The sequence below is a fragment of the Extibacter muris genome (assembly GCF_004345005.1).
Taxonomy (GTDB): Bacteria; Bacillota; Clostridia; order Lachnospirales; family Lachnospiraceae; genus Extibacter; species Extibacter muris.
Genome location: NZ_SMMX01000025.1, coordinates 23,974 through 41,105, shown reverse-complemented (window position 1 = coordinate 41,105; position 17,132 = coordinate 23,974). Strand labels below are relative to the sequence as shown.

Genomic DNA, 17,132 nt, shown 5'->3' with positions numbered 1-17,132 from the left:
CTTACGTCCATACTATCATGCAAATGGTACTGTAAATATGCAGGTTGATGAAGAATTAAAAGGTCAAATTCATACAGAAATGATGAAAGCCATTTTAAGGTTTGAAGTCAGAGAGAAGTAGTCAAGTGGTATGAAAAAGGGAGATACACAGTTTCATTTCATGTGCTATCTCCCTTGTGGTTTATATTGTCATATCAAGGCTCTTCAATCGTGGTAAATTCGTGGTAAAATGAATGTTTTTCAATTTTGAAATTGCTTATAAATGTAGTGTTTATGGGGATAATTCAAAATCTTATATAAAATTTATAAGAAATAATATATCTAAACGATTTATTTTCATAAAGAAATCTCCTTGACTTTGCGTGATTAGGCTCTTATCATTTAAACATAGCGCGTAAAAATATGCAAATAGATTGAGCAAAAGAGGATAATTACATGGAATATTTAATGCTGATATTAGGCTTTTTATTATTGATAAAAGGTGCAGACCTGTTCGTGGATGGGAGTTCCAGCGTGGCGAAGATTTTAAAGATACCAACTATCATTATCGGCTTGACGGTAGTTGCCTTCGGGACAAGCATGCCGGAATTATCTGTCAGCGCTACTGCCGCCATAAAAGGAAACAATGACCTTGCGGTGAGCAATGTACTCGGTTCTAATATTTTCAATCTCCTTGTTGTCCTCGGGTGCTGTGCACTTGTACAGCCGGTGCGTGCAAAATGGTCTCTTCTGAGAAAAGAATTGCCTTTTTCAATATTTATTACATTAATATTGCTGCTTTTGAACTCGGATTTTTCGATTGCCAAAGTCTGGAAAGAGGACCAGGTTTTTGTTCTGGGAAGGTGGAGCGGTATTTTATTACTAGCCCTTTTTGTGGTATTCCTTTTTGCTACCGTGCGGTCTGCGCTAAAGTCCAGGGATGAAATTACTGCAGACGAGGAAGACTATAAGATGATGGGCCCGCTAAAAAGTGGAATTTATATTGTAATCGGCCTTGCCGGTATCATATGGGGGGGAGACCTCGTAGTAGACAGCGCGACCAGCATAGCCGTGGACTTCGGATTGAGCCAGACATTTATAGGCCTTAGCATCGTCGCTTTAGGCACTTCGCTTCCAGAGCTGGTGACATCTATGGTGGCGGCCGGAAAAGGGGAAAATGACCTGGCAGTGGGCAATGTTGTCGGCTCAAATATATTTAATATCCTGCTGATATTGGGCGTATCTTCTGTAATAACGCCTATTAAGCTCGATGTTACGGCCGTGTATGATACCCTCATACTCGTGGCGGCCAGCATAATCGTATATATAGCTGCAATCAGCAAACATGAAATTAAAAAGACGGAAGGAGCGCTGTTCCTGCTGGCGTACCTCGCATTTTTCATATACGTTTTACTGAGGTAATATATTTTGCTGTATTAAATTTGTAGGTTTGTCAAACATTTGTTACACTGACCGTAAATAATCCTTTAAGACCTCATTCGGTGTTTTCCAGCCTAGAGGGCGCATGGGGAAATTATTATAGTCCCTACGGTTATACACCTTCAGCTGCGCAGCAAAGTCCTCAAAGGAATAGAACAGATGGGTCGCATAAAAACGTTCATTATTTTTCCGATGGCTGCGCTCTACCTTCCCGTTGTGACGAGGGGTAAAGGGACGGATGACTTTGTGCTTTATCCCGTGTGCTTCCAAGTGCTTTTGGAAGAGGGTCGGCTTGTCCCGGTGAGAAGTAAAGCGGTTGGTGAATTCCGACCCATTATCCGTCTGGATGCACTCGATGGAGATGGGGAACGCTTTTACGAGGTGTTCCACAAACTGCGCGGAAGAATAGGTGCTGTGTTCCTCAAAGGCTTCCACGAAGCGCCATCTGGAATACTCGTCAATGGCAGTGTACTGGAAGAACTGCTTCCCAATGACCCTGCTGTTTTTGAGGCAGGCGAAAGGGACGAATTTCACATCCACCTGAATATGCTGCCCGGGATACTCCATTCGCTCATAGGGCTTAGGGATGTACTTTGGATTGGGTGGATGTACGGCCATGATGCCCTGTTTTTTGAGGAAGCGGTAGAGTCCGGTGATGGAGCGGGAATAGCCGCGCTGCCTGAGCTTGACCCAGAAGACGACCAGTCCGGCATCAGGGTTACGGCGGCGCATATCCGAGATAAGCTTAACCTCCTGTGGGGTATGCTGGTTGGGGTGATGGTGAGGCCGTCTGGAGCGGTCACGGAGGGAATCCATGGAGCCGTCAAAGCGGCGTTTCCAGCGGTAGACATACTGCCGGTTGGTCTTGTATTTGACAGCCGCCTTGGTGACGCCATACTTCTCAGCGTAGCGGATCAGGGATAGACGGTATCTCATATCTTGTGTTATACTAGCCATAGCAGGGAACTCCTTTGTTTATGTTGTGGTTGTGGTGACTAAAATATAACACAAAGGAGAGAACCCTGCATTTTAATTATTCAGTTGTAACACATGTATTGTAATCCTACACAGTAATATATTTTGCTGTATTAAATTTTGCTTGACAAATGTGCTGTGCTAAAGTACAATTACGTTTAACTAAATATTTGCCGGCAATGATTGTTGCACAAGGCAGAATTGGCTGTGAGAAGGAATAGTAGTTACAGAGGATATTCCACAGAGAGAGAGTCCCCGGTGCTGAAAGGCTCTTGTTTTGAAATGTGATGAACCTACCTTGGAGCCACTGTGCGAAAGCACAGCGTATCATCAGCGTTAATGGTGATTAGAGAGAGCTGCGAAAGGGTCGCAGTTAACTAGGGTGGTACCGCCGAGCTTTTCGGTCCCTTTTTCAGGGGAGCGAAAGGCCCGGCGTTTTTTGTTTCCCGGCGAAAATTAATTAAGTGGGGCAAGGGCTCTGCGGAAAAAAGGAGAAGAGAAACATGGCAAACGAGAAGAAGTTAGTAGAGAATATCACACCACGTGATGAGGATTTTGCACAATGGTACACAGATGTCGTTCGAGAGGCCGAGCTTTGCGACTATTCAAGCGTAAAGGGATGCCTTAACTACCTGCCGAACGGATATGCTATCTGGGAGCTGATTCAGGCAGACTTAGACAGACGTTTTAAAGAGACGGGTGTAGAAAATGTATACCTTCCAACGTTGATTCCGGAGAACCTTCTGGAAAAAGAGGCTGACCATGTAGAAGGTTTTGCGCCTGAAGTCGCCTGGGTTACACACGGAGGCATGGAGCGGCTTCAGGAAAGGCTCTGTATCCGCCCGACATCTGAAACATTATTCTGCGATTTATGGTCCAAGACCGTTCAGTCATACAGAGACCTTCCGAAAGTTTGGAACCAGTGGAATTCTGTGCTTCGATGGGAGAAGACTACAAGACCTTTCCTTAGGTCCAGAGAGTTTTTATGGCAGGAAGGGCATACGCTGCATGCAACTTATGAAGAGGCTGAAGAGCGTACGATCCAGATGTTCCATGTATATGAAGACTGCTATAAAGAGACGCTTGCAATTCCTTTTGTATCAGGAAGAAAAGCAGAACATGAAAAGTTTGCAGGAGCACAGGACACTTATACGATTGAAGCGCTTATGCATGACGGAAAAGCACTCCAGTCAGCGACGAGCCATTTCTTCGGAAGCGGCTTCCCTGACGCATTTGATATCAAGTATGTAGATAAGAATAACCAGCTGCACAGCGCATATGAGACATCATGGGGATGGTCAACAAGAAGTATCGGCGCCATCATCATGGTCCATGGAGATGACAGCGGGCTCGTCCTTCCACCACACGTTGCACCTGTAGAATGTAGAATCATTCCAATCGCACAGCACAAAGAAGGCGTGCTTGACAGAGCTCATGCACTTTTCGACGAGCTGAAAAAAGCCGGATACAGAGTGAAAATCGATGAATCCGATAAGAGCCCGGGCTGGAAATTCTCCGAACAGGAAATGCTTGGTATACCTACGAGAATTGAAATAGGACCCAAGGATATAGAAAATAATCAGGTCGTCGTAGTACGGCGTGATAACCGTGAAAAGATTATCGTTTCGCTGGACGAAATCGCAACAAAGCTGCGTGGCATCTTAGAGACGATACAGGAAGACATGTACAACAGAGCAGTTGACTTCCTGAACAGCCACATCGATTCAGCTGTTGCCATGGATGAAATGGTTGAAAAGTTTAAAGCTAACCGTGGATTCGTCAAAGCGTGCTGGTGTGGAGACCCAGAGTGCGAAGGCGAAGTGAAATACGCAACAGGCGGTGCCGCAACACGCTGCTTAATCGAGGATGAAGAAATGATATCCGATAAATGCATCTGGTGTGGAAAACCCGCAAAACACATGGCATACTGGGGAAAATCATATTAATTTTAACTTTGGGACGGAGGTTTTTTAAAAAATCTACGTCCCAAATTAAAATAGTCATGCCCTCGATTGATTTTACCCTGTCCCCATAATAGGGAAGGGAGGTAACATTATGCCGAGAAAACCTAGACAAGAAAGTGTAACGGGTTTGTATCACATAATGGCGCGGGGCCTAAACCGCAGCGCAATATTTGAAGAAAACAGAGAGAAAAGCAGGTTTATAAATTTGCTAAGGGATAATCTATCCCAGTTTGAAGTGGCAGTATATGCATACTGCATTATGCCAAATCACATTCATCTACTAGTCAAAACAGAGATTCAGGAACTTTCATCATTTATGGCTAAAGTCTTAGCCGCATATGCCCAGTATTATAATTTCAAGAATAACCGTATAGGATATGTTTTCCAGGACAGATTCAGGAGCCAGTGCATAGAAGAAGAGGAATATTTTTGGAACTGTCTGAGATATATACATCTAAACCCCTTGAACGACAGAGATTTGAATAAATTGCTAAAGTATAAGTATTGCAGTTTCTATGAGTACTATTATGGGAAAGATGACATTCTGTGTGAAAAAGCATTTGCTGCAAAGGAAAAAAGATTTCAGACCAAAAAGGCATTTCTGGCTTTTCATAAAATGGACAATAGAGATGTGTTTGAAGATGTTTCAGAAGATACGCAGTGGAATAATCTAAGAATAGCCAGGGAAGTACTTTTTGATATGCAGTGGCAGCTGGGGGTCCCGGAAGAGGAAATATTAGAATACATAGACACACGCAGGTTATTTGGGGAGGTACTTATGAAATCCCTTGGAATATCTAAAAAGGATGCGGACGAGATTCAGGCCTATCTTAGAAAAGAGATAAAAGGAACCGGATAAAGAAAAAGGGACATGGCTATTCAAATTTGGGACAGGGTAAAACAAATTGGGGACGGAGGAAATCTAAAAAACCTCCGTCCCCAACGGGTGTTTTCTGATTAGAAACGGACAAATTTGTGTTGCAGAAGGTGATGCAGAAAGAGTATGATATTATTATGTTGATTATAGGGGAGGTTATTGTATTGTCTGATTTGAATATTGAACTGCCTTCTAAGGTTGATGATATTATAACAACGCTGCAGGAACACGGGTTTGAAGCGTATGCGGTGGGAGGCTGTGTCAGGGACTCGATTCTCGGAAGGGTGCCGGAAGACTGGGACATCACTACATCTGCCATGCCGGAGGAGACTAAGAAATTATTTCCCCGGACATTCGATACGGGCATAGAACATGGAACCATTACCGTATTAATAGACCATGAAGGATTTGAGGTTACGACTTACAGAATTGATGGAGAGTATGAGGACAGCCGGCATCCCAGGGAAGTTACATTTACACGCAGCCTGAAAGAGGATCTGCTGCGGAGAGACTTTACTATCAATGCCATGGCATATAATAAAAAAGATGGCCTGATAGATATATTCGGAGGCATGGAAGATCTGGAGCGGCATCTGATACGCTGTGTGGGTGATGCGGCAGAAAGATTTTCTGAAGATGCCCTGCGGATACTGAGAGGCATCCGTTTTGCCGCACAGCTTGGATTTGATATAGAAAATGAGACGAAAAAAGGGATGCGCCGGCTTGCCCATTCATTGCATAACATTAGTGCGGAACGGATACAGACAGAGCTTGTCAAAACTGTGACATCAGAACGGCCACAACTGTTGAGCACGGCCTATGAACTCGGAATTACAAAGGTGTTCCTTCCGGAGTTTGACCGCATGATGGAGACAGAACAGGAGACGCCTCACCATATGTACAATGTAGGAGTGCATACCCTCCATGCAATGAAGAACGCCAGGCCGGATAAGATATTGAGGCTTACCATGCTCTTGCATGACACAGGAAAGCCCGGCTTTAAAACAGTGGATGCCAATGGGGTGGCACATTTTAAAAAACATGCAGCAGGAAGCGAGAATATTGCCAGAAATGTGTTAAGAAGGCTAAAGTTTGACAATGATACGCTGCATAAGGTGACTAAACTCGTATACTATCACGATTACCGGATGCCTGCCAAAGCCAGGAACGTGCGCCGGGCGATGAATGTCATCAGTGAAGAGTTGTTTCCATATTATATGGAGGTGAGGAAGGCGGATGTACTGGCTCAGAGCATGTATCTCCGAGAAGAAAAGATGAAAAACCTGAACGAGATAGAAGCTTTGTATAGAGAAATAAAAGAGGCCGGGCAATGCGTGTCATTGAAAGAACTCGCGGTAACAGGGAAAGATCTGATAGAAGCAGGAATGAAGCCAGGAAAAGAGATAGGGGATAAATTAAGCGAACTGCTTGCGCTAGTAATAGAAGAACCAGAGCTAAACACAAAAGAAGAGCTGCTGAGTCGTCTGGGACAGGATTAGGCGAAAAAGGGACAGGGTAAAATGAATTGGGGACGGAGGAAATCTAAAAAACCTCCGTCCCCAATTCATTTTACCCTGTCCCTCTTGCATATTCCGTTGTTCTTTATCATACGTTAGAAAGAATATGTTATATAAAGTGCAGGGGAATGTTATGCAAGAATATGAGCTAAATGTATTAGACCAATATAATATAGATGTCACCGGCACCCGTAAGACAAGGGGTGCTATTTTATGCGACACACGGCAGGGGCTTCTGCTGCTTAGGGAGGTGGCGACTTCTGAGAAACGTATTCCTGCGCTTTGCAATCTGTATGGCTATCTGAAGGGGCAGGGTTATGAATGGACCGACGAGATCCTTCCGAACAAGAACGGAGAATACGTCAGCACGGCGGAGGACGGTAGTAAATATATATTGAAGCAGTGGTATCAGGGGCGCGAGTGTGACATACGCAAGCCGGCAGAGCTGCTGGCAGCATCCGGCAATCTTGCTAAGCTCCACACCGTTATGTCCCATGGACTGGAACAGGGGGCGCCGGCAGGTACACACCTTGGAGAAGAGTATAACCGGCATAACCGCGAATTGAAGAAGGTCCGGAGATTCATGAGAAGCCTTTCCCCAAAGGGCGAATTTGAATTTACATTTTTGAAATATTTTGACCAGATGTACCAGTGGGCAGACCTTGCGCTGGAAGAGCTGGAGCACTCCGACTATGATGCGCTGTACCAGGACAGCATGGAACGGGGATGCATGACACATGGCGAGTATAATTATCATAATATACTTATACTTTCAGGCACTTATGTGCATGGCGAGACAGCCCAGGGAGGAGCTTCCGGCAAAAGTGGAACCAGAGGGCCTGACTATAAAGGGCACGGAGGACACACGAACAGGGAGCCGCTCCGGATTACTACGACAAATTTTGACAAATTCAAAATAGATATCCAGGTAGAGGATCTATATTATTTTCTCAGAAAAGTCATGGAAAAGCACGGCTGGAAAGAACGGCTCGGCGACAATATGCTGAACGCCTATTCCGCCATACGCCCATTATCCTCCGGAGAGACAGAGTATATCAAAAACCGGCTCATATATCCGGAAAAGTTCTGGAAAATCGCGGATTCCTACTATCACTCGAACAAAGCATGGATATCCGTGAAAAGCATAGAGAAGTTAAACGTTGCTATAAGGCAGACAGAGGAAAAGAAGCGTTTTTTGGAGAATATATTTTCTTTCCATTTATAGAATCCTGTTGTATAATATGAAGCATATAAGAGACAGGAGGTACTTATGTATGGGATATCTTGAAAAGTACAAGGAGTGGTTGGAAAATCCATATTTTGATGAGGGCACGAAAGCTGAATTGAGGGGAATTGAGGGGGATGACAACGAGATCAAAGAGCGTTTCTATAAAGACCTGGAGTTCGGAACTGCAGGTCTCAGAGGAATCATCGGAGCAGGAACGAACCGCCTGAATATCTACACGGTCAGGAAGGCGACACAGGGACTTGCAAATTATATCATGAAACAGAACGGACAGGACAGAGGGGTTGCGGTCGCGTACGATTCCAGACGCATGTCCCCGGAATTTGCGGATGAGGCCGCTCTCTGCCTTGCCGCTAACGGCATCAAGGCATACGTCTTTGAATCGCTCCGTCCGACACCTGAATTGTCTTACGCCGTTCGGACCCTCGGCTGTATCGCCGGCATCAATATCACGGCCAGCCACAATCCGCCGGAATATAACGGATATAAAGTATACTGGGAAGACGGTGCTCAGATTACGCCGCCTCATGACAAAGGAATCATGGACGAGGTTGAGGCGGTCACCGACTACAATACGGTCAAGACGATGGGCCTTGCAGACGCCAAGGCGGCCGGAAAGTACGAGGTCATAGGAACGGCAGTGGATGACGGATACATCGCAGAGCTTAAGAAGCAGGTCATCCACCAGGACGCGATAGATGAGATGGGAAGCGAGCTGAAAATTGTGTACAGCCCTCTTCACGGAACGGGAAATATACCCGCAAGAAGGATATTAAAAGAGCTTGGCTTCAAAAATGTCTATATAGTCAAGGAACAGGAACTGCCGGACGGAGAATTCCCTACGGTCTCCTACCCGAATCCAGAGGCGGAAGAGGCATTTGCTCTTGGGCTCAAGCTGGCCCGCGAAGTGGACGCAGACCTTGTACTTGCCACGGATCCGGATGCGGACCGTCTCGGAGTCTATGTAAAAGATGCACGGTCAGGCGAGTACAAGGTGCTTACAGGCAATATGTCAGGCTGCCTCCTTGCAGACTACGAGCTTGGCCAGCGCAAGGCAGCAGAAGGAAAGCTTCCGGAAGACGGATACCTTATCAAGACGATAGTAACGTCCAATATGGCCGATGCGATTGCAAAAGGCTACGGTGTGGGGCTGATAGAAGTCCTGACCGGATTTAAATATATCGGCCAGCAGATACTTGGATTCGAGACGACAGGAAAAGGGCAGTACCTGTTCGGGTTCGAGGAAAGCTACGGCTGCCTGATCGGCGCACATGCCAGGGACAAGGATGCAATCGTTGCCACAATGGCGCTGTGTGAGGCTGCTGCATACTACAAGACCAAGGGCATGACGCTCTGGGATGCGATGGTGGACATGTATGAGAGGTACGGATACTACAAAGATTCGATTCAGTCCATCACGCTGAAGGGAATCGAAGGGCTACAGAAGATTCAGGAGATACTGGAGACACTGCGGAAGAACCCTCCGATGGAAGTAGGCGGATACAGAGTCCTGAAGGCAAGAGACTACCAGGCAGATATCATCAAGGATATATCCACGGGAGAGGTGACACCTACCGGACTGCCGTCCTCCAATGTTCTGTACTACGATCTGACAGAGGACGCATGGCTCTGCGTGAGGCCGTCAGGTACAGAACCGAAGGTCAAATTTTACTATGGCATAAAAGGGTCATCTCTGGAAGATGCAGATGAAAAATCACGTGTGCTCGGCGAGGAAGTTTTGTCGATGATAAATACGATGTTGTAATCGGTAAAACCCTTGGAAATACGGCAAAAACTGCGAAATTCCCTTGACAAACATAGGGAAAGAAGGTATAACAGTAACTAAGGGCAACGCCGCATGGAAGAAGGCGTGCGCCGTTTTTCAAAAACAGTAGAATTTTAGTAAGGGATTCTATATCTAAACAAGAGGAGGAAATTATCCATGAACAAAACAGAATTAGTAGCAGCTATCGCTGAGCAGGCAGAATTATCAAAGAAAGATTCAGAAAAAGCCTTAAAAGCTTTTGTTGATGTAGTTACAGCTGAACTTAAAAAAGGTGAGAAAATTCAGTTAGTAGGATTTGGTACATTTGAAGTAAGCGAAAGAGCAGCAAGAGAGGGCAGAAACCCACAGACAGGCAAGACGATGAAGATTGCTGCATGCAAGGCTCCTAAATTCAAAGCTGGTAAAGCATTAAAAGACGCTGTTAATGCATAAGGATTAAAAGCGGTTATCAAGTAGAGAGCATCCTGCTCTCTACTTTTTTAGTTTCGGAGAGGGGACAGGCCCCTTTCAAAAGGGGCCTGTCCCCTCTCCGAAAAATCACATACAGGAGGATATACGTATGCGTTTAGACAAATTTTTGAAAGTCTCGAGGCTGATCAAGCGGAGGACCGTCGCAAACGAGGCCTGTGACGCAGGACGCGTGGCAGTAAACGGAAGCGCTGCCAAAGCATCGGTAAAGGTCAAGCCGGGAGATATCATCGAGATCCAGTTCGGTACAAAGGCAGTGAAGGTAGAAGTGCTGGATATCCAGGAAACGACGAAGAAAGAAGAGGCAAAGGACCTGTTCAGATATTTGTAATAAAGAAGAACAACCTGTCATATGATTATGAAGAAAGGTTGTGATGCACATGGAAGAGAGACCAGTACAAAAAGGACATAAGCTGGTAGTTAATAATAGAAAAACCAGCCTGGTGACAGGCGTTATCGACGTATTATCTTTTGATTTGAACGAGATTCTACTGGAGACGGAGCAGGGCATGATGATGGTAAAAGGGACGGACCTTCATGTGAACCGGCTGAGCCTTGAGAAGGGCGAGGTGGACCTGTCAGGCAATATCGACAGCATCGCGTATTCAGAAGTCCATGCGGGAGGAAAGCAAGGGGAGAATCTGTTTTCCAAACTGTTCAGGTAGCTGCGTATGCCGGGGATCAGGGAAGAATTTATCGTATTTGTACTGGCCGTATTGTCTGGTGCGATTGTGCGCCTTGTATACAAGTGCATCAGCAGCTTCAGAGAGATTGTAAGGCACAGCCTTGCCGCGATAGGGGCTGAAGATTTCTTATTCTGGATGGGTTCGGCGCTGTATTTGTTTGTGCAAATTTACCATACAAGTGATGGTAGCATCCGATGGTATTTTATACTAGGTGTTGTGCTTGGAGCTGTTTTGGCTGCTTTTTTAATCCGACAGGCTGAAAAATTACACAAAAAAATGTACGCCCGCTCCAAAAAGAATTCGTCCAAAACTATTGATAAATCGGGTAAAAAAAGATAATATTATTATGATTAACGGGTGAATATTCTGGCTTTCTGCCGGAAAAAAGGGTGAGTATAACAATGAATGGAATTAAACAAAAGAGTCGCAGGAGACGGCAGAAAAAGCGTGTCCAGCGCCACAAAAGAAGTGTGCTGGCTGTCAGTTCAGTCATATTGCTGCTGCTCGTTATGGTGTCCGTCAACGGGATAACGCTCCGCGCGAAGGAGAAATCCTATGTGGTGCAGGAGACAGAGCTTAAGAAGCAGATAAAAGAAGAGAAGAGCCGGGCGTCCAAGATAGACGAGCTGGAAGATTACGTAGGTACGGATGAATATGTAGAAGACGTGGCAAGAGAAAAGCTTGGCCTCGTCCACGAAGGTGAGATCATATTCAAGGCAAAATAGATTAGATGGTATAAAACACAGATGATGAAGCTTTAGGAAATAGTATTCCTAAAGCTTTTTTATGTTCAGTCAAAGACCCCGCTGCAAGCAGCGGGACATCAAATTTGCAGCGCAGCAAGCTGCGGGGTATTTGACTACACGGGCAGTTGCCAAATGGACATGCAGGCATGTCCACTTAGCCCACTGCCTTCGCGAGAATAAATTAAATGGGGGAGCTATAATGGCTGAAGTAAAAGAAAAGGGGACTTTCCTGAACCCTTATGTCATACAGATGGACAAGTTCGCAGATTCGCTCATGCACCTGTCCCGGACATTCCTTACGCTGGAAGACTACAAAGGTACGTTCTCTAAAGAAGAGATTGAAGACATGTTCGTAAAGATAACAGATAAAGTGTGCGAAAACTGCGAGAAAAAGGAATGGTGCCTCGGCGAGAACAGAGTACATACCTACCAGATGCTTTATGAGATACTATGCACGGTAGAAGAGTACGGGGCGGAGCTGAATGTAGAGATCAAGAGGAAGCTGCAGAAGAAATGTATTTCGGCGCCCCGGTTCCTGCGGGAGACGCTGGAAGTGTTTGAAAACGCCAAACAGATACTGCTCTGGAACAACAGGATCGTGCAGAACCGGGAAGGCTATGCGATCCAGCTCAACAGCTTCGCAAAGATGATACAGTATACGACAAGAGAGCTGGATGCCGGCATATTTGAGGACGAGCATCTGGAGAAAAAGCTGAAGAACCATCTGAAAAAGATCGGAGTGCGTATGCTCTCTTCGGTATTCTTTGTGACGTCAGAAGGAAAGTATGAGATCCATGTGACCGTCAAAGCATCTAAGGGGCACTGTATCGCGACAAAAGAGCTTGCCACGGAGATTGGACGATGTGTGGGACGAGTCATGATGCTGGAGCAGGGAGAACGGCCCATCATCGGGGAAGAATACTGCACCATCGCCTGTGTAGAAGGTGCCAGATACCATACGCTGCAGGGAGTTGCCAAGATAGGGAAAGGCTGTGAGAAGATATCAGGAGATACCTTCCTCATGACTGACCTGCCGGGCGGAAAGAAAGGCGTGGCATTGTCGGACGGCATGGGTTCCGGAGAGGACGCCCTGCGCGAGAGCACGATGGTCGTAGAGATGCTGGAAGAGCTTCTGGAGGCCGGCTTTCCGGTCAAGACGGCAATCCAGATGATGAACACGGCTCTTGTCATCGGCAGGGAAGAAGTACGCTTTTCCACGATTGACGTAAGCCTGTTTGACTTATACAGCGGAAAATGCGAATTCGTAAAGGCAGGCGCGTCCACTACATTTATCAAAAGGAAAGAAGGCGTGGAACGCATCAGCTCCACGACGCTGCCCATCGGCGTCATACAGGACATAGAGATAGAATCTGTAGAAAAAGAGCTGGAATCAGGCGATTTCGTAATCATGGTCACGGACGGTGTGATGGATGCCCTTCCTGTAGGCGAGCAGGACGTCCTCATGAGCACCTTTATCCAGGGATCTAATATTGTCAACCCGAAGGAGCTTGCCCACCATATCCTGGGCCAGGTGCTGGAATGGACCGGGGAAGTTCCGATAGATGATATGACCGTGCTGGCGGTCGGAATGTGGAAACTGTGAGGAAAACTTGCATTTTAGGGAGAACTTCTATATATTTAAGATAAGAAAAATATAAGAACTGGTGGATAAACATGTATCAGCGTGTCAGAGAGTATGCGGCGGAGCATCATATGCTGCAGCAGTCAGATATCGTAATAGCAGGCATATCGGGAGGAGCAGATTCCATATGCCTTCTTTTCGTGCTGCTGGAGCTGAAAAGAGAAATGGGATTTACCGTCACGGCGGTCCATGTCCACCACGGCCTCCGCGGTGACAGCGCAGACAGAGATGCCGGATATGTCGAGAAGATATGCCGGGAACAGGGAATCGAGCTAGTGATATTCCATGAAGACGTGAAAGCATATGCCGTGCAGCATAAGCTCACGGAGGAAGAAGCGGGCAGGGAAGTGCGCCGTGCAGCATTCCTGAAAGTGCTGAAGCAGAAGGGCGGTACGAAGATAGCGCTTGCGCATCACCAGAATGATAATGTAGAGACGCTGCTGCTCAACCTGTGCAGGGGGACAGGTCTGAAAGGGATCGGGGGAATCCCTCCGGCAGAAGGAGTGTGGATACACCCACTTTTATGCCTGAAAAGGAAAGAAGTGGAATCATATCTTGAAGATCGGGGAATATCATATTGTACGGATGAAACAAATCTGGAGGATGGATACGCCCGCAATAAGATCCGCAACCACGTTGTCCCCTACCTGGAGTCGGAGATCAATGTGCAGTCATCCGACCATATGGCAGAGACGATGAGGCAGATACGCCTATTGGGAGAATATGTGGAATCCGAGGCAGGCAAATATAAGGAAGCGTGCATATGCACGGACGGGGCAGGAGCCATACTGCTTCAGAAAGAAGCATACCGGCAGGTGCCGGAGGCGCTCAGACCTTACGTCGTGCACAGCATACTGTGCCAGTCCGCGGGGAAAAGCAAGGATATAGAAGCCGTCCATGTAAGGCTTGTCAGAGAACTTATGGATAAGCAGGTCGGGAGACGGATCTCCCTTCCTTACGGCGTAACCGCAGGACGGTGCTACGAAGGCATCAGGTTTGCGAAGGAGGAGCAAAAGGCCGGAGGGAAGGAAGAAACGGAAACTGTGCACATAACGAGCCGCGTGATAGAGAGGACGCCGGAGATGAGAACATTTCCCAAATCCCCCTACACGAAATGGTTTGATTATGATATAATAAAGAATACTGTTCAAATGAGGCACCGGGAGCCGGGAGATTATCTTACTATCGACAGAGACGGCAGGACCCAGAAGCTGAAACAGTATTTCATCAATGAAAAGATACCGCGGGAGGAACGGGACCGTATATGGCTCGTGGCCGACGGGCACCATATCATGTGGGTGGTGGGCGGCAGGCAGAATCAGAGATATCAGGTCACCGGACATACGAAAAGAATTCTGGAAATAGAAGTGGACGGAGGAGAAAAGGATGGCAGAGACTGTTAAAGTATTGTTGTCGGAGGAAGAAGTTGCAAAGAGGATCGAGGAATTAGGCAGAAAAATCAGTGAAGATTATGCGGGGAGACAGGTGCACCTCATCTGTGTGCTGAAGGGCGGAGTGTTCTTTATGTGCGAATTGGCAAAAAAGATCTCCGTCCCTGTATCCATGGACTTTATGAGTGTCAGCAGCTATGGTGACGGTACGGCGTCAAGCGGTGTCGTCAAGATAGCAAAAGACCTGGATGAGGCGCTGGAAGGCAAGGATGTGCTCGTCGTCGAGGATATCATCGATTCAGGAAGGACTCTGTACTATCTTCTGGACATACTTGCCAAGAGACATCCAAACAGCATGAAGCTGTGTACACTGCTGGATAAGCCGGAGAGACGTGTAAGAGACGTCACGGTAGATTATGTGGGCTTTGAGATTCCGGACGAATTCGTAGTGGGATATGGGCTGGATTATGCTCAAAAATATAGAAATCTACCATACATCGGAGTAGTGGAAGGTGTGGAGTAGAAAGGGGCTTTAAACATTGAACGAGAAAAAAGGAAGAGGGCTGAGCGGTGTAACCTTGCTTATTTTTGTCGTGTTCTTATTTGCGGCGCTATGGTTCACCAACCAGTTCGACCAGAAAGAAAAAGAATTGACCTGGAAGGAATTCCAGAAGGTAATCGTGAAAGACAACGTAGAATCTGTAGTCGTGTCACAGAATAAAAACGTTCCTACGGGCCGGGTAGAGATAGAGCTGAAAGACAAGAAGAGCTCTGACAGCGAGGTAAGATATTACTATGTGTCGGATGTCAACGAGATCCAGAGCTACCTGAAGGAGAAAGGGATTGACTATGAGATGCCGGACGTGCCGCAGGACAGCTGGCTGACAACTACGATCGTACCTATGCTGCTCATGTTCGGAGGCATATTTATTATATTCTTCCTGATGAACCGCCAGGGCGGCGGGGCCAATGCGAAGGCTATGAGCTTTGGGAAGAGCCGTGCAAGGCTGAGCACGGATACAGATAAGAAGATAACATTTGCTCAGGTTGCGGGGCTTCAAGAAGAAAAAGAAGAGCTTGAGGAGATCGTGGACTTCCTCAAGTCCCCCAAAAAATATATCCAAGTCGGGGCACGTATCCCGAAAGGTGTGCTCCTCGTAGGCCCTCCGGGAACAGGCAAGACGCTGCTCGCAAAAGCGGTGGCCGGAGAGGCGGGCGTGCCGTTCTTCACCATATCAGGGTCTGACTTCGTAGAGATGTTTGTAGGCGTCGGCGCATCCCGCGTCCGCGACTTGTTTGAGGAGGCCAAGAAAAATGCCCCCTGCATCATCTTTATCGACGAGATCGACGCGGTAGCCAGACGGCGGGGTACCGGCATGGGCGGCGGACATGACGAGAGGGAGCAGACGCTGAACCAGCTGCTTGTAGAGATGGACGGATTCGGCGTGAACGAGGGCATCATCGTAATGGCTGCGACCAACCGTGTCGACATACTGGATCCTGCTATATTGCGGCCGGGCCGTTTTGACAGGAAGGTCATGGTAGGACGGCCGGACGTCAAAGGCCGGGAAGACATATTGAAAGTGCACGCAAAAGGCAAGCCGCTCAGCGAAGAAGTAGATTTAAAGCAGATTGCCCAGACTACGGCGGGATTTACCGGTGCAGATCTCGAAAACCTCCTGAATGAGTCGGCAATCATCGCGGCAAAAGAAAACCGCATCTATCTGAAACAAGAAGATATTAGAAAAGCATTTGTCAAAGTAGGTATCGGTGCGGAAAAGAAAAGCCGTATCATATCCGAAAAAGAAAAACGGATTACGGCGTTCCACGAAGCCGGCCATGCGATACTGTTCCATGTTCTGCCCGACGTGGGGCCGGTATACAGCGTATCGATCATACCGACCGGAGGAGCAGGCGGGTATACGATGCCCCTCCCTGAAAATGACGAGATGTTCAATACAAGAGGAAAGATGCTCCAGGACATCACGGTCGCGCTTGGCGGCCGGGTTGCGGAGGAAGAGGTCCTTGACGATATAACGACAGGAGCGTCACAGGACATCAAACAGGCCACGAGCCTGGCGAAATCCATGGTGACGAAGTTCGGCATGTCCGAGACGGTCGGCCTTGTCAATTACGATGATGACAGCGATGAAGTATTTATCGGCCGTGACCTGGCCCATGCCTCCAGAGGATACGGAGAGAGTGTTGCCACGATAATCGACCAGGAAGTAAAGCGCATTATAGACGAGTGCTACACAAGGGCAAGAAGCATCATCAAGAAATACGATGATGTGCTGCATTCATGTGCAGAACTGCTGTTGGAAAAAGAAAAAATATCAAGGGATGAATTCGAGTCATTATTCACAGGAGAGGTATCTGAAGCATAAAGGAAAAAATATATGTTATATAATATAG

17 protein-coding genes and 1 other annotated feature are annotated in these 17,132 nt (G+C 47.0%); of the genes, 16 read left to right on the top strand and 1 reads right to left on the bottom strand.

The window, feature by feature from the left end:
- Positions 1-121, top strand: a 121-nt coding sequence (locus E1963_RS18005) for a helix-turn-helix domain-containing protein (RefSeq protein WP_132281075.1), incomplete at its 5' end; no start/stop codon positions are given.
- A gap of 314 nt (positions 122-435) precedes the next feature.
- Positions 436-1,401 (top strand): calcium/sodium antiporter, encoded by a 966-nt coding sequence (locus E1963_RS18000; RefSeq protein ID WP_132281072.1) that lies wholly within the window; start codon positions 436-438, stop codon positions 1,399-1,401.
- Positions 1,402-1,443: 42 nt separating this feature from the next.
- Here the strand turns inward: E1963_RS18000 and E1963_RS17995 are convergent, their stop codons facing one another.
- On the bottom strand, positions 1,444-2,355 hold the full coding sequence (locus E1963_RS17995; protein WP_243117797.1) for a DDE-type integrase/transposase/recombinase: 912 nt from the start codon (positions 2,353-2,355) through the stop codon (positions 1,444-1,446).
- A 237-nt stretch (positions 2,356-2,592) separates the two neighbouring features.
- Positions 2,593-2,806 (top strand) — a binding site (T-box leader).
- Positions 2,807-2,897: 91 nt separating this feature from the next.
- Here E1963_RS17995 and proS point away from each other — a divergent pair.
- From proS to ftsH, 14 genes are all read left to right on the top strand, one after another.
- Entirely contained in the window at positions 2,898-4,340 is a 1,443-nt protein-coding gene (gene proS, locus E1963_RS17990; RefSeq protein WP_132281066.1) for a proline--tRNA ligase, read from the top strand.
- A gap of 109 nt (positions 4,341-4,449) precedes the next feature.
- Positions 4,450-5,217 carry a transposase gene (locus E1963_RS17985; protein WP_117772154.1) on the top strand — a complete coding sequence of 256 codons (768 nt, stop codon included), beginning with the start codon at positions 4,450-4,452 and terminating at the stop codon, positions 5,215-5,217.
- 191 nt (positions 5,218-5,408) lie between these two features.
- Positions 5,409-6,734 (top strand): CCA tRNA nucleotidyltransferase, encoded by a 1,326-nt coding sequence (locus E1963_RS17980; protein WP_167482253.1) that lies wholly within the window; start codon positions 5,409-5,411, stop codon positions 6,732-6,734.
- Between the two features lie 151 nt (positions 6,735-6,885).
- Positions 6,886-7,977: a protein kinase family protein gene (locus tag E1963_RS17975; RefSeq protein WP_132281060.1), complete on the top strand. Its 1,092-nt coding sequence runs from the start codon at positions 6,886-6,888 to the stop codon at positions 7,975-7,977.
- Positions 7,978-8,026: 49 nt separating this feature from the next.
- Positions 8,027-9,763, top strand: a complete 1,737-nt coding sequence (locus E1963_RS17970; RefSeq protein WP_132281057.1) for a phospho-sugar mutase — start codon at positions 8,027-8,029, stop codon at positions 9,761-9,763.
- 144 nt (positions 9,764-9,907) lie between these two features.
- The gene (locus E1963_RS17965; protein WP_227188315.1) at positions 9,908-10,216 is read left to right on the top strand and encodes an HU family DNA-binding protein; all 309 of its coding nucleotides are present in this window, start codon (positions 9,908-9,910) and stop codon (positions 10,214-10,216) included.
- A 127-nt stretch (positions 10,217-10,343) separates the two neighbouring features.
- Positions 10,344-10,583 (top strand): RNA-binding S4 domain-containing protein, encoded by a 240-nt coding sequence (locus E1963_RS17960; RefSeq protein ID WP_066571498.1) that lies wholly within the window; start codon positions 10,344-10,346, stop codon positions 10,581-10,583.
- A 49-nt stretch (positions 10,584-10,632) separates the two neighbouring features.
- Positions 10,633-10,917 (top strand): sporulation protein YabP, encoded by a 285-nt coding sequence (gene yabP / locus E1963_RS17955; RefSeq protein WP_049730510.1) that lies wholly within the window; start codon positions 10,633-10,635, stop codon positions 10,915-10,917.
- A 6-nt stretch (positions 10,918-10,923) separates the two neighbouring features.
- Positions 10,924-11,277: a spore cortex biosynthesis protein YabQ gene (gene yabQ / locus E1963_RS17950; RefSeq protein WP_132281054.1), complete on the top strand. Its 354-nt coding sequence runs from the start codon at positions 10,924-10,926 to the stop codon at positions 11,275-11,277.
- A 62-nt stretch (positions 11,278-11,339) separates the two neighbouring features.
- Positions 11,340-11,663 carry an FtsB family cell division protein gene (locus E1963_RS17945; protein WP_132281051.1) on the top strand — a complete coding sequence of 108 codons (324 nt, stop codon included), beginning with the start codon at positions 11,340-11,342 and terminating at the stop codon, positions 11,661-11,663.
- A gap of 220 nt (positions 11,664-11,883) precedes the next feature.
- Positions 11,884-13,287, top strand: coding sequence for a SpoIIE family protein phosphatase (locus E1963_RS17940; protein ID WP_132281048.1), 1,404 nt, complete (start codon positions 11,884-11,886; stop codon positions 13,285-13,287).
- Positions 13,288-13,358: 71 nt separating this feature from the next.
- Entirely contained in the window at positions 13,359-14,729 is a 1,371-nt protein-coding gene (gene tilS / locus E1963_RS17935) for a tRNA lysidine(34) synthetase TilS (RefSeq protein WP_132281045.1), read from the top strand.
- Complete coding sequence (hpt, locus tag E1963_RS17930) at positions 14,713-15,240, top strand: hypoxanthine phosphoribosyltransferase (protein ID WP_066571507.1); 528 nt, start codon at positions 14,713-14,715, stop codon at positions 15,238-15,240. Before tilS ends, hpt begins: the two co-directional genes overlap by 17 nt.
- 16 nt (positions 15,241-15,256) lie before the next feature.
- Positions 15,257-17,104 carry an ATP-dependent zinc metalloprotease FtsH gene (ftsH, locus tag E1963_RS17925; RefSeq protein WP_132281042.1) on the top strand — a complete coding sequence of 616 codons (1,848 nt, stop codon included), beginning with the start codon at positions 15,257-15,259 and terminating at the stop codon, positions 17,102-17,104.
- Positions 17,105-17,132 lie beyond the last annotated feature (28 nt).

Excerpts from the sequence above, each read along its gene's own strand:
- E1963_RS17940 (WP_132281048.1), top strand. The coding sequence starts at position 11,884 with ATGGCTGAAGTAAAAGAAAAGGGGACTTTCCTGAACCCTTATGTCATA.
- E1963_RS17970 (WP_132281057.1), top strand. The coding sequence starts at position 8,027 with ATGGGATATCTTGAAAAGTACAAGGAGTGGTTGGAAAATCCATATTTT.
- E1963_RS17995 (WP_243117797.1), bottom strand. The coding sequence starts at position 2,355 with ATGAGATACCGTCTATCCCTGATCCGCTACGCTGAGAAGTATGGCGTC.
- proS (WP_132281066.1), top strand. The coding sequence starts at position 2,898 with ATGGCAAACGAGAAGAAGTTAGTAGAGAATATCACACCACGTGATGAG.
- E1963_RS17945 (WP_132281051.1), top strand. The coding sequence starts at position 11,340 with ATGAATGGAATTAAACAAAAGAGTCGCAGGAGACGGCAGAAAAAGCGT.
- yabQ (WP_132281054.1), top strand. The coding sequence starts at position 10,924 with ATGCCGGGGATCAGGGAAGAATTTATCGTATTTGTACTGGCCGTATTG.
- E1963_RS17985 (WP_117772154.1), top strand. The coding sequence starts at position 4,450 with ATGCCGAGAAAACCTAGACAAGAAAGTGTAACGGGTTTGTATCACATA.
- E1963_RS17960 (WP_066571498.1), top strand. The coding sequence starts at position 10,344 with ATGCGTTTAGACAAATTTTTGAAAGTCTCGAGGCTGATCAAGCGGAGG.
- hpt (WP_066571507.1), top strand. The coding sequence starts at position 14,713 with ATGGCAGAGACTGTTAAAGTATTGTTGTCGGAGGAAGAAGTTGCAAAG.
- E1963_RS17975 (WP_132281060.1), top strand. The coding sequence starts at position 6,886 with ATGCAAGAATATGAGCTAAATGTATTAGACCAATATAATATAGATGTC.
- E1963_RS18000 (WP_132281072.1), top strand. The coding sequence starts at position 436 with ATGGAATATTTAATGCTGATATTAGGCTTTTTATTATTGATAAAAGGT.
- yabP (WP_049730510.1), top strand. The coding sequence starts at position 10,633 with ATGGAAGAGAGACCAGTACAAAAAGGACATAAGCTGGTAGTTAATAAT.
- tilS (WP_132281045.1), top strand. The coding sequence starts at position 13,359 with ATGTATCAGCGTGTCAGAGAGTATGCGGCGGAGCATCATATGCTGCAG.